The organism is Virgibacillus sp. GM2-2, from assembly GCF_055329585.1.
On record NZ_JBUZWC010000001.1, the window covers coordinates 181230 to 193869 of the forward strand.

The window sequence follows — 12640 nt, forward strand, 5'->3', positions numbered from 1 at the left end:
TTAATTAACCTGTCAATAGGTTATAATATGGTTAGTAAGAAATAATAAAAGTCATCAGGAGGAAAAAAATGTCGGCAAATGAAATTTTCCCACTCATTTCAAACCATTTATCATTGGACTTTGTGAATACAGAAATTTTAAGAAGAGGGAATCGACATGACTTGCTTAAAGGAAATCTTGCCAATTGGATTCAAACAATGCAAAAGTCCGGAAACTTAGTTGATGAGCAGTTTGACAAAAACTTTTCACTCTCAGGTGGACTGAATACGCTTCTAGATTTGAGAAAGTTTTTACGTATTGGGTTTGAAAAAATTGCAGATGGTAAACACCTTGATGATCAATGGGTATCACATCTGGAATATCTAACTGAAAATGCTCCTTTATCATTCAAGATTATATCAGGAAGCCTTGTACCGATTCCTGTAGGCACTACGTTGGATGGAATTGTTTCCCTAGTAGCATACGATGCATTAGGATTATATACCAGTGGAGATTTACAATCACTACGTCGTTGTACTAACCCAGAATGCGTTTTGCTATTCATAGACAAAAGTGGCAGGCGCAAATGGTGTTCCATGAAAATTTGCGGAAATCGCATGAAAGTATCACGTCATAACCGACGAAATAGTAATGAGTAGGCACCGATCAACCCTTTAGTTGGTCTCAAATAAGAAATCTCACAGGCATCCGCATTATCCTGTGAGATATCATTAATTTTATTTGTCAAAGTTTTTAATGGGATATGTGTCAATCAAAATGTTTAAACAACTTTACTGTAACTTAAAAGACTTATTTATAATCACGAATTTTCGTGCCGTATCGGTTAAATCATGTGAGAGGACATTTTGCATATCCTCTTTGCAGAGCTTTTTGATCTTAGAGCTTACAACTTTTAGATAAATCATCTAATAAATCACGATCTGTATCCTTCAACCAAGGAGAAGTACCCATTTCCACTTCTTCAAAGTCATTCAGACCGTCACCATCGCTACCTTTCTTAATGGGATTACTATGCATTTGATAATATTCACCGCCGACACCAGTTAGGATACTACCAATTTCCTTGCCATCTGTTAATCCATCGCCATCCGTGTCTGCAAGGTTTGGATCAGTGAAAATCATTTCCCCTTCACCGACACGCATTCTCTGTATCTCTACATTGTCTATAACTGTCTTGTGCAGTTGATTGATGAAGCTATCTCAAATCGTAGAAAAAGGTGTGAATTACTCCAATAACTAAATAAATATCGTCTAAGTAATGTTCATCATTAAGTCTGACTGCGATTTCTGCAGGAGTAAATTTAACCTGTTTCCATTGAGCAATCAAGGAACCGTCTTGTTTTAATTTAACCCAGTCAAAGGCTTCTTTTTCAATCCGAAAGGTTTGGTTATTATAAATAAATTCAACAATGGGATAAATATTAAATGTTCGAACATCCTTTAAAACAAATTTACATTCCTGTTGATTATGGTCATAATAATTCACTACATATTGATCACGTATTGTGGTATCTCGTTTTGATTTATATCTTATACTCCCTTCCGAATCAGTAATTTCATAAGCGGTAAGTTTCCCCCTTAATAAGGTATCAATCATTTGAATAAATATATTTGGATAGACTCCTCGTATACTTCCAATTTCTTCAGAATCGCAATATATCGGGAGTGGTTTTGTTGAGTCTTTTAATTTATACCCTGGGCTGTAGCTGAATTCATACATATTGTAATTACTCCTTTATTTATCTACGTCTTTCAATAAACCTTTATTTTCTAAGCCACCACTCACCAATAACAATAAAGAGAACGGTCACTATTAAAGTTATCCAAACATACCAACTAGGAACCCAAAAATATGACATATATACTCCTCCGCCTTATAAAACTTGTTACCTGCTTTAAGCATATACTAAATGCATGGTGTAATAGATAGCCAATAGTTCCATAATTTCCAACTCATCTCTAAACATTGTTATTTCTAGAGATATTGGTATTCCTTTAGATTCAATAATAGCTAACTCTTGATTACTATCATTAGAATAAACTCGATATCTACGATTAAATGATCCCTTTTCGAAAATAAATTGTCTATTATGTTTATGATAGACAATTCTTGGTTCTACAGCAATTTTCGTATCGTCTTGCAAAAAATTATATTCATTTGTATTCGGTAGAAAAACATCCCATTTCAATTTAAAGAGATTCTCCCTAAAAGACTTCTCTTTTAAATCTACAGTTATTTTCTTATTCTTGTTATATCCCTTTATCTTAATGGAATCATAGATATTACTATCGAATAAAGATGAAAATTTGGTTATAAATTTTTCAAATAGGTTATTGTAAAACCTTTTAATTTCGCCGACATATATACCATCATGGTAAGTTTCAATAATTTTATCAGAAGATCTTGTTACTGGTAATTTTGCAGTATACTTTTGTGCCATTTTGTCACCTCGAACAGTTCTGTTACTATTTTCAATGGTTCACTTTGAAGACAAGTGCTCTGTAGTTTAATAACTTATGTCTTGCTATCACCTTTTTCAATATCTCTTTCATAAGTTTCTGCTTGTTCCAAAAGGTCATCAGCAGTACTGTACTCAGAATGTCTGTCAGGATGTCCCAACATATACATATATTTATGTAAACAAAGTTGTCTAATAATAAGTGCTAGAAGACAGCCACCCAGCGATATAAATAAACCAATTCTGTAATTTAGGGATAAGGATAAAAACAGCAAAGTGACTGATGGAATAGCAAACCAAATTTGAATTTTTTTCACTCTTTCACCCCCTACACAAATAACTTGCAAAAGACATTCACCCGATCGAATGAACTTTTTTGCATTGTTTATACGTATTAGAGTCTAAACTAGTTTCATCCAGCTAATTCTCTCCTTACAGTATTGATTGTTTTATCGACCGATTGACAATTTAAAGGTATAATCTGTAGTGTTAAAATTAATTTTAACAAGCAAAGATAGATTCGATTGTAGCTTTTTCCATGTATGTATCAAGTCTACCATTATTAAAAGTTTAATGGTAAGTGGGCAAAGAAAAATAAAGATAAGTATAAACCATGCTATACATTGCTTCTATACCTTTACATTTTAATTGAAGTAATTTAGTTAAATAAAACGTTTTGACAGAAGTTTTTGCGGAAAGGTTGAAAAGTAAAATGAGGTCAATCATTTTTGCTATTACCATTATTTTTGTTTTATTAATATTTCTTTTAGATTTACGCTATGTAGATTTTCTATTAATTTTCATTTTGCTTGGTAGTTTTATTATACTAACAGAATTAGTAAGGTTTTTAAGGAAAATACCAAACAGTTATACCTTAGACTCACTATTTAATATGGCTATAGGTGCCTTTATTATACTGTATTCGATTTATCAAAGCTCAATAATATTTATTTTATATACTATAATATTTGTTTTCTTTATTATAATCCCCATAAATAAGAAAAGTCAGTGATTAATGGGACAAACAAATCATTAACCACTGACTTTTCTATAGTGCAATCTTCAAAATTATATTTATTACAGTTATTGAAACTCGTTCCCGTTTAAATAATGACGAATCAATGTGAAGACAACTAGCCCTCCTAAGAGGGTACCGTATATCATTTCCAAGTTGTTTATGGGTAATACATTGTACTTTATAGAAATACTGCTAATAATTAATATTATCATCATAAACCACATAGAAATAAAACCTGCATAGTAAGAGTTGGATTGGGTACGTTTGTCGTGTTTCCTATAAACCTCATTCCACTTCTTCTTTTTATATATATTAATTCCGGTGGTAGTTACATAATAAGTATTCATCACTATTAATAAAAAAACTATCGGATCACGTGAAAAAGTAAAAAAATAAACAAGTAAGCTGATATTTATTAAACATTTAACAATAAAATCCGTACGATATTTTACGTTTCTCATACTATTACTTCCCTTCTATCCAAAATAATTCATTCATATCACACTCCAGGACTTCAGCTAATTTAATTGCCGTGCCAATGTATGGCTCATATCGTTTCTTCTCGATGGCGATTATTGTTTGACGTGTGACATTAATAGCTTCCGCAAGTTGATCCTGCGTGATTTTTTTCTTTTTCCGGAAATCTTTTACAGAATTTACAACACCTTGTTTCATAAATTTCTCCTTATCTTTAAAAATGTAAAGCCGACATTACATTTAATGTGATTATAGTTCATCAGAAATGTAATGTCAACTTTACATTTTATTATTAAATACTACACCGCGAGTTAAACACGTGAATTTATAAGCTCAATTTATTTAGAGAAGATTTTTTTTCAAGTTAAGCCACACTATTACATTGAGAGGTCTATGCATTTGCCGCGTATATAATAAAGGTGTCAATAAATATTTCCTCAACTATGTTAACTAGAAGTGTGCTGGCTCTTTTTCAGCTATGACTGGCTCAAAACTTCACATTAATTCATCCACAATATTCAAAAACCATGTCAGATTTTTAAAGTCTTTTCAATACAAAAAACAACCGAAATACTTCAAAAAGTACTCCGGCTGTCATCTTATAATCATTTATTACTTTTAATTAATGTTTCGTCCAATATCACCTGTAAATATTCCATCACATCATCTTTGATTTCATCATTTTGTAAAGCGAAATCAAGGGTAGTTTTTACGAACCCTAACTTTTCTCCAACATCATAGCGTTTTCCTTCAAAATCATACGCATAAACATTTTGCTTTTCATTTAACCTTTGAATTGCATCGGTTATCTGAATTTCGCCGCCTGCACCAATTTCGTGCTCAGCTAGTTCGTCAAATATTTGAGGAGTTAAAACGTATCTTCCCATAATTGCAAGGTTAGATGGGGCAGTTCCTTGTTTTGGTTTTTCGACAAAATTGTTAACCTGGTATCTTCTACCTTCAATCGTACTTGGGTCAATAATTCCATACCGGTGAGTTTGGTCATCCTCTACCTTTTGAACCCCTATAATGGAAGAACCTGTTTGATCATATTGTTCGATTAATTGTTTTAAACATGGTTTTTCAGCCTGAACAATATCGTCCCCTAACAATACAGCGAACGGTTCATCACCAATAAATTTTCTCGCACACCATACCGCGTGTCCCAGACCTTTAGGCTCTTTTTGTCTTATATAATGTATCTCGACCTTAGAAGATTGATTGATTTTTTCTAATAGATCGTATTTTTCTTTTTTCATTAGAGTTTCTTCTAACTCAAAATTACTGTCAAAGTGATCTTCAATAGCCCTTTTCCCTTTTCCTGTGACAATAATTATATCTTCTATTCCAGATTCAATAGCCTCTTCAATGATATATTGAATAGTGGGCTTATCAACAATTGGTAGCATCTCTTTGGGCATAGCCTTTGTGGCTGGTAAGAATCTAGTACCTAAACCAGCAGCAGGAATAATCGCTTTCCTTACCTTTTTCACATTAAACCCTCCTAGAAATTTTGTAAATATATCTTGTAGTAATATTATTTTTAGTCAATATACAAAATCAATATGATTATTTTACACCAATCCGGTTTTACTATCAATTAATTCATTAAATGTTATATTTCAGATTATTGGGAACTAATTACCAATTTCTTACGTAAAATAGAAAAACCACCTATTTCAATAGGTGAATCTTTCATTACGACAGCATTTGTAACTAAATTGATCAATCTTTGATCTTATCCAAATCCTTATATTTCGTTCTTATTAAACCCATTCATATTATTCGAATGCCACTCCCACGCATGCTTTACCATCGTTTCTACATCGAAATATTTTGGATTCCAATTTAACTCTCTTTTTGCTTTTTCAGATGAAGCAATAAGGACAGCAGGATCACCTGCTCTTCTTGGAACAAATTGTGACGGAATATCACGATTTGTAACTTTTCGACACGTTTCTAATACTTGTTTTACTGAAAAACCATTTCCATTACCTAAATTATAAATGGCGCTTTCATCACTTGTTTCAAGCTTCTGAACAGCCAAGTAATGCGCTTGTGCCAAATCCATGACATGAATATAATCTCGTACGCACGTTCCGTCAATCGTATTATAATCATTACCAAAAATTTTCAAATAATCACGTTGGCCAAGTGCAACTTGTAAAACAATTGGAATTAAGTGTGTTTCAGGATCGTGGTCTTCACCAATTCTTCCTTCTGGATCAGCTCCAGCTGCATTAAAATATCTCAGACAAACCGATTTAAGTCCATAAGCTTGGTCACACCATTTTAACATTTTTTCAATAGCTAGTTTTGTCTCTCCATATGGATTGGTTGGTGCTGTTTTGTCATCTTCCTTGATTGGAATCGACTTAGGTTCTCCATAGGTAGCTGCAGTTGATGAAAAAACAATACGTTTAACATTATGATCAACCATTTTTCTAACTAAATTCATCGTTCCTGCAACATTGTTTTCATAATAACGTAATGGATCACTAACGCTTTCTCCCACCAATGAACTTGCTGCAAAATGTATAACAGCATCTATATCATGTTTTTGAAAAACTTCGTCCAGTTTATTGCTGTCCTGTAAACTTCCCTCATGAAAAGTTATACCTTCTATTGCTTCTAGGTGTCCTTTTGATAAATTATCTAAAACGATAACATCCTCGCCCTGTTCCTTTAGATACAGAACCGTGTGGCTCCCAATATATCCTGCACCACCTGTTACTAATATAGCCATACTTAACACCTCTTTTCGTATTATTTCACCTATACCCTATTTTCCCTCAACCAAAAACCAACCATTCTTTAAGTTCTCACGATTATAATAAAAACGCTCTTTATCTTCGTAACGAATCACTTTTCCACCAGCTGCTTCAATAATAGCCTGCCCTGCACCTGTATCCCATTCCATGGTAGGAGCATAACGTGGATAGTAGTCAGCTCTTCCTTCAGCAACCAAACAGAATTTCAACGAACTTCCAGCCGAAACTACGTCGACTTCTTTGCCACTGTCTTTAAGTCCATCAATAAATGCTTGCGTGTCATCTGACATATGAGATCGACTTGCCACCACATTGACCACAGAAGAATCACTCGATTCCGGCAAGCGAATACTTTTAGCAACTAATTCCTCTTCATTCGCGACACTAACCACTGATGCTTTTTCCAGTTTAAAAGCTCCTAGTCCTTCTTTACCAAAATAGAAGGTATCCAAGACAGGTGCGTAAATAACACCAAGGGTAGGATATTTTTCCTCAATCAAAGCTATATTAACGGTGAATTCACCATTTTTCTTAATAAACTCTTTCGTCCCGTCTAGTGGATCAACCAGAAAGAATTTATTCCAGTTTTTTCGTTCTTCAAACGAAATATCTCTTCCTTCTTCACTTAAAACTGGAATATCACCATATCCCGCCTCTAAGCCTTTCATAATAGCCTCATGGGATCGTTGATCTGCAATAGTTAACGGAGAATTATCCTCTTTTGTTTCCACATTAAAATCTTCCTTGTATACATCAAGAATTTCGCGTCCAGCGTCTAATGAAATAGTTAACAGTTCTACAAGATTCACGTTAATAGACATTAGTTAAGATATCCTTTCGATTTCAGGTAATCTACAATTTGTTGAACGGTTTCTTCCAGTGAAAGTTTATCCGTATCCACAACTATTTCTGGATTATTTGGTTCTTCATACGGTGCATCAATTCCAGTAAATCCTTTAATTTCACCAGCGCGTGCCTTCTTATATAAACCTTTAGGATCACGTGATTCACATGTTTCAACACTAGCTTTCACGTATACCTCAATGAATTCACCATCTTCAAGAATTTCGCGAACTTTATCACGGTCCTCGCGATAAGGGGAAATGAAAGCTGTAAGTGTAAATAGTCCTGCGTCTACCATAAGCTTCGAAACCTCACCGATACGGCGAATATTCTCTGTACGATCTTCTGGACTAAACCCAAGATTATTATTCAAACCATGGCGTACATTATCACCATCTAGACGATACGTGCGAATACCCATTGTATGAAGTTCCTTCTCTAGCTCAACTGATACCGTTGATTTTCCAGATCCAGATAAACCAGTAAACCATAACACTGCACTTTTGTGATCATTTAATTGCTGGCGATTTTTTTTTGTTACCTTTGAATCATGCCATACGATATTTTCAGATTTTGCCATACTATTTTCCTCCTAAAACCATATTAAATTAATAGATGTCACAGCTGTAATCATTACCAAAATACTGAGCGGTGTTCCGACCTTTATATAATCGGAAAATTTGTATCCACCCGGCCCATAAACGATTAGGTTGGTTTGGTAGCCGATTGGTGTAATAAAACTTGATGATGCCGCGATTGCGACTAGAACGGCAAACCCCATCGGATCAAGTTCCAACGCATTTGCCATGGATAAACCAATCGGTAACATTAACGCTGCAGCAGCACTGTTCGTAATTAACTCAGTAAAAACGTTCGTCAAAATATACATAATAACCAATATAGCTATAAGCCCGATTGGTTGTCCAATTGCCATTAACTTATCTGCAATCCAGCTAGCTAGTCCCGTTTTTGTCATAGCTGTACCGATCCCGAGTGAACTAGCAATCAATAACAAAACATTAAATTGAACGTACTGTTTTGCTTCATTAACGGAAATCAGACGCGCAATCAACATGATCATAACGGCTAATGTCATCGCCTTAAACATGTTTAATACACCAAATGTAACAAGTAAAATCATTGCTATCAAAATTCCAACAGAGAAAAAACCTTTTTTGGCATCTTGATTTAATGATTCAGGTGCTTCGAGTGACGATACTACGTAAAAATCGTTGGATAATCTATTTTTCTCGATAAAATCAGACCCAGCAAGCAATAATAGCGTGTCACCTGGCTTAAGGGTGATATCACCAACCTTGCTCTTGATTCGTTCATTGTTTCGGTGTACAGCAATTACTCCCGCATCATATTTCGAACGAAACTGGCTCTGTTTGATTGATTTGGTCAATAACGAAGATTGATGAGAAACGACAGCTTCAACTAAATCGGTATTTCCATTTTTTAAATGATCTAGGTTAAAGTCAGTACCCGTCTCTAAATTCAATCCTTTAATATTCTGTAGATCTGCAATAGTTGAAATCAATCCAGTAAAAATTAATCGATCACCTGCAAAGATCTTTGTAGTAGATCGAACTGGTGATATTCTCTCTTTTTCACGAATGATTTCTATTAAATAAAGTCCTTTTAAATCACGAAGACCTGCTTCTTTCACACTTGCGTATACATGTTTAAACGATTCATCAACGAGCATTTCCGCAATGTATTCTTTTGAGTTTTCCTGCATTTGTTGACTAAAACCCTTATTGTCAGGCAATAGATGCCGTCCTACAAAAAAGATATAGAGTAGACCTACGATGGCTACTGGAATACCTACAGGTGTAAGTGTAAATAAAGAAAAACCTTCAAAACCTGAATCTAGCAAAAGCCCGTGAACAACTAAGTTTGTTGATGTTCCCATTAGTGTAATCGTTCCACCAAGTATTGTTACGTACGAAAGTGGAATTAAAAACTTGGATGGAGCAATTCCTTTATCTTCACACCATTTTTTTATAATTGGTGTAAACGTTACAACAATCGGTGTATTATTTAAAAAAGCTGAAAATCCAGAGGTCGGAATGAAAAAGCGCATCATAGACCCTAATTGCGTTTTACTATTCCTGAGCCATCTGGTCATCAGTTGGTCAACCAATCCACTTTTCTGGACTGCTCCAGCAACAATAAATAATAATGCAACTGTAAGCATCCCTTGGTTGGAAAAGCCACTTAATGCTTCCTCGGTAGTTAAAATTCCAGAAAGCAAAAAAATCACCAATACTGAAAAAACAACCATGTCTGGTCGGGCTACTTCGAAAAGTAACCCAATCAGCATGGCTATAATCATAACTAAAACAAAAATCATCTCGAATGACATGGGAGTATTTCCCCTTTTTGTTAACTAGTTTTGTTGCATACCTTTGATGAGAATATCTGCCACTTCTGGACGAGAAAATTCTTTTGGAGGACGTTCTCCATTACGTAGCTTTTCACGTACTTTTGTTCCACTTAAATGTACATGGAATTCTTTATCGTGTGGGCAAGTTTTCGCAGTACCCATGTTTCCACATTTTGTGCAGAAGAATGCATGTTCAAATTTAAAGATTTGAATACCAAGTTCGTCTTCAAATTGAGAAATGAATTCTTGCGCTTCATACGTTCCATAGTAGTCACCAACACCTGCATGGTCACGACCTACAATAAAGTGTGTGCAACCAAAATTTTTACGAACAATGGCATGTAACACAGACTCTTTAGGGCCAGCATAACGCATCGCTGCTGGATAGATAGCAAGACGAGTACGATCTTCCGGATAATAGTGCTTCAAAATGGTTTGATAGCTTTCCATACGAATATCTGCAGGAATATCATCCGATTTTGTTTCACCAACTAATGGATTTAATAATAATCCATCAACAGCTTCTAACGCACATTTTTGAATATATTCATGTGCACGGTGAACAGGATTACGTGTTTGGAATCCAACGATTGTTTTCCAACCAAGATCTGCAAACATCTTACGTGTTTCGCTAGGATCCATATAGAATTTATTGAATTCACCATGGTCTGGACGAGTTAATAACGTAATTGGTCCAGCTAAGTATACATCACCACGCTCGTACAGCTTTTTAACACCTGGATGAGCATCCTCAGTTGTTCCATATATGTTTTGAGCTTCTAACTTTTTATCGTACGTATATTTTTCTTCTAATTTCATCGTTCCATAAATGATTCCATCTTCACCTTTAAGTGCGATTTCCTCACCAATTTCAAAGCCTTCAGCTTCATCATGTGTAACAGATAATGTAATTGGAATCGTCCATACTGTACCATTCGCAAGACGATAGTTATTTACAACACTCTCATAATCAGCTTGTCCCATAAACCCAGTTAATGGACTAAATCCACCAATACCAATTAATTCAACATCTGAGATTACCCATGGGTTTGCTTGAATTGTTTTTAATGATTCTGCTTTAGCTAATGCTTGTTTTTTATCTTCTGATGATAATTCACGGTTTACTAATGTTCCGCCGTGTGGGTTGTTTGACATTGTATTACCTCCAAGATCTAATTATCATTAAATATTATACCATTAATATAATACGTTTCATAATTAGTAGATTAGGGGGGATAAATATAAAACATTTATTTTATTAGTACAATTGTATTATGAAAATATTTGATGGGAATAATTAGTGAAAGAATTTTAAGTTCCAAAGCAAATAAAAAACCTACACTTGATTATAGCGTAGGTTATGTTAAGTAGAATTTTAAAAACCGTAACCTTCTCCATTTAAATTACTACATTCTGAAGGGCTTTCTCATACTAAATATTCCGGTAATGAATTTTAGTTCAATATTCTAAAGGTTGAACATATAATATGGCTAATTAATAATGACCATCAAGCTTCTTTTCAAGCAATTTATTAATCGCATCTATTACCATATCTTGTTGCTCATCCGTCATATTTGATCCGGATGGGAGACATAGACCATTTTTAAAAAGAACATCAGATACACTGTTACCTTTCTCATGAGGATAATATTTCACACCCTCGAAAAGTGGCTGCAAATGCATTGGTTTCCAAACAGGACGAGCCTCTATATTTTTCTCCCTTAGAATATCTATTATTTCATTTCTTGATACGTTAGCTAGTTTAGGATTTACAGTTAAAGCTGTTAACCAACGATTTGACTTTGTGTTTTTTAATTCTGGCATAAAATCAAATCCAGGGTGTTGATTAAAGGCCGCCTTATATCGCTCAAACACTTCACGACGTCGTGCTACACGATTATCTAAAACTTCCAATTGAGCACGGCCAATTCCAGCAACAATGTTACTCATACGATAGTTATAACCAATTTCACTATGTTGATAATGAATAGCTTGATCCCTTGCTTGAGTAGCATAAAATCTTGCTTTTTTTAATGTCTCTACATCATTAGATACAAGCGCACCACCACCTGATGTGGTGATGATTTTATTACCATTAAAGGAAAAGATACCATATTTACCGAATGTACCACTCTTTTGACCTTTATACTCACTACCTAACGATTCTGCCGCATCCTCGATTACCGGTACTTCATATGCATCACATATTTCTATTAGTTCACCCATCTTTGCACTTTGACCGTATAAATTAACAACTATTACCGCTTTAGGTAACTTACCTTCCACCTTAGCATCACTTAAAGCACGTTTCAATGCTTCTGGAGACATGTTCCACGTATCCATTTCTGAATCAATAAACACTGGTGTGGCACCCTGATATAAGATTGGATTTGCACTCGCTACAAAAGTTAATGATGAACAGAAAACCGTGTCTCCTGAACCAATATTTAAAAGTTTCAACGCCAGATGTATAGCCGCAGTTCCAGAAATAACTACAGCAGCATCCTTAATAGAGTTATATTCTGCAAGTTCACGTTCCAATCCATCCACATTATTGCCAAGGGGAGCGATCCAGTTAAGATCGAATGCCTCTTGTATATACTTTTGTTCGTTTCCGCTCATGTGTGGTGATGAGAGGAAGATTCGTTTGTTTTCACTCATTGGTTTTCAACGCCTTTTG

At 34.7% G+C, this 12640-nt stretch carries 13 protein-coding genes; 1 reads left to right on the forward strand and 12 read right to left on the reverse strand.

The genetic code is table 11. From position 1 onward, the window contains the following. Positions 1-68: 68 nt before the first annotated feature. On the forward strand, positions 69-638 hold the full coding sequence (locus ACY9Z2_RS00775; RefSeq protein ID WP_463607687.1) for a CGNR zinc finger domain-containing protein: 570 nt from the start codon (positions 69-71) through the stop codon (positions 636-638). A 238-nt stretch (positions 639-876) separates the two neighbouring features. Here the strand turns inward: ACY9Z2_RS00775 and ACY9Z2_RS00780 are convergent, their stop codons facing one another. The 12 genes from ACY9Z2_RS00780 to ACY9Z2_RS00835 all read right to left on the reverse strand — a co-directional run bounded on the left by ACY9Z2_RS00780 (position 877) and on the right by ACY9Z2_RS00835 (position 12621). Next, on the reverse strand, positions 877-1143 hold the full coding sequence (locus ACY9Z2_RS00780; protein ID WP_463607688.1) for a hypothetical protein: 267 nt from the start codon (positions 1141-1143) through the stop codon (positions 877-879). Positions 1144-1195: 52 nt separating this feature from the next. After that, positions 1196-1720: a tubby C-terminal domain-like protein gene (locus ACY9Z2_RS00785; protein WP_463607689.1), complete on the reverse strand. Its 525-nt coding sequence runs from the start codon at positions 1718-1720 to the stop codon at positions 1196-1198. 175 nt (positions 1721-1895) lie between these two features. Continuing rightward, entirely contained in the window at positions 1896-2441 is a 546-nt protein-coding gene (locus tag ACY9Z2_RS00790) for a tubby C-terminal domain-like protein (RefSeq protein ID WP_463607690.1), read from the reverse strand. Between the two features lie 74 nt (positions 2442-2515). Beyond that, a complete protein-coding gene (locus tag ACY9Z2_RS00795; protein ID WP_463607691.1) occupies positions 2516-2776 on the reverse strand; it encodes a hypothetical protein in 261 nt (86 codons plus the stop codon). Positions 2777-3942: 1166 nt separating this feature from the next. Continuing rightward, the gene (locus ACY9Z2_RS00800; RefSeq protein ID WP_463607692.1) at positions 3943-4152 is read right to left on the reverse strand and encodes a helix-turn-helix transcriptional regulator; all 210 of its coding nucleotides are present in this window, start codon (positions 4150-4152) and stop codon (positions 3943-3945) included. A gap of 407 nt (positions 4153-4559) precedes the next feature. Further along, complete coding sequence (gene galU / locus ACY9Z2_RS00805; RefSeq protein ID WP_463607693.1) at positions 4560-5447, reverse strand: UTP--glucose-1-phosphate uridylyltransferase GalU; 888 nt, start codon at positions 5445-5447, stop codon at positions 4560-4562. Between the two features lie 257 nt (positions 5448-5704). Next, positions 5705-6700 (reverse strand): UDP-glucose 4-epimerase GalE, encoded by a 996-nt coding sequence (gene galE / locus ACY9Z2_RS00810; RefSeq protein WP_463607694.1) that lies wholly within the window; start codon positions 6698-6700, stop codon positions 5705-5707. Positions 6701-6736: 36 nt separating this feature from the next. Continuing rightward, a complete protein-coding gene (gene cysQ, locus ACY9Z2_RS00815; RefSeq protein ID WP_463607695.1) occupies positions 6737-7546 on the reverse strand; it encodes a 3'(2'),5'-bisphosphate nucleotidase CysQ in 810 nt (269 codons plus the stop codon). Further along, a complete protein-coding gene (gene cysC / locus ACY9Z2_RS00820) occupies positions 7546-8148 on the reverse strand; it encodes an adenylyl-sulfate kinase (RefSeq protein WP_463607696.1) in 603 nt (200 codons plus the stop codon). The genes cysQ and cysC overlap by 1 nt, the downstream gene beginning before the upstream one ends. A gap of 12 nt (positions 8149-8160) precedes the next feature. Next, positions 8161-9939, reverse strand: a complete 1779-nt coding sequence (locus tag ACY9Z2_RS00825; protein ID WP_463607697.1) for an SLC13 family permease — start codon at positions 9937-9939, stop codon at positions 8161-8163. 24 nt (positions 9940-9963) lie between these two features. After that, a complete protein-coding gene (gene sat, locus ACY9Z2_RS00830) occupies positions 9964-11115 on the reverse strand; it encodes a sulfate adenylyltransferase (protein WP_463607698.1) in 1152 nt (383 codons plus the stop codon). A 339-nt stretch (positions 11116-11454) separates the two neighbouring features. After that, positions 11455-12621 carry a DegT/DnrJ/EryC1/StrS family aminotransferase gene (locus ACY9Z2_RS00835; protein ID WP_463607699.1) on the reverse strand — a complete coding sequence of 389 codons (1167 nt, stop codon included), beginning with the start codon at positions 12619-12621 and terminating at the stop codon, positions 11455-11457. Between the last annotated feature and the right edge of the window lie 19 nt (positions 12622-12640).

Coding starts and splice junctions, on each gene's coding strand:
- sat (WP_463607698.1), bottom strand. CDS start 11,115: ATGTCAAACAACCCACACGGCGGAACATTAGTAAACCGTGAATTATCA.
- galE (WP_463607694.1), bottom strand. CDS start 6,700: ATGGCTATATTAGTAACAGGTGGTGCAGGATATATTGGGAGCCACACG.
- ACY9Z2_RS00800 (WP_463607692.1), bottom strand. CDS start 4,152: ATGAAACAAGGTGTTGTAAATTCTGTAAAAGATTTCCGGAAAAAGAAA.
- ACY9Z2_RS00790 (WP_463607690.1), bottom strand. CDS start 2,441: ATGGCACAAAAGTATACTGCAAAATTACCAGTAACAAGATCTTCTGAT.
- cysC (WP_463607696.1), bottom strand. CDS start 8,148: ATGGCAAAATCTGAAAATATCGTATGGCATGATTCAAAGGTAACAAAA.
- ACY9Z2_RS00825 (WP_463607697.1), bottom strand. CDS start 9,939: ATGTCATTCGAGATGATTTTTGTTTTAGTTATGATTATAGCCATGCTG.
- cysQ (WP_463607695.1), bottom strand. CDS start 7,546: ATGTCTATTAACGTGAATCTTGTAGAACTGTTAACTATTTCATTAGAC.
- ACY9Z2_RS00780 (WP_463607688.1), bottom strand. CDS start 1,143: ATGCGTGTCGGTGAAGGGGAAATGATTTTCACTGATCCAAACCTTGCA.
- ACY9Z2_RS00785 (WP_463607689.1), bottom strand. CDS start 1,720: ATGTATGAATTCAGCTACAGCCCAGGGTATAAATTAAAAGACTCAACA.
- ACY9Z2_RS00835 (WP_463607699.1), bottom strand. CDS start 12,621: ATGAGTGAAAACAAACGAATCTTCCTCTCATCACCACACATGAGCGGA.
- ACY9Z2_RS00775 (WP_463607687.1), top strand. CDS start 69: ATGTCGGCAAATGAAATTTTCCCACTCATTTCAAACCATTTATCATTG.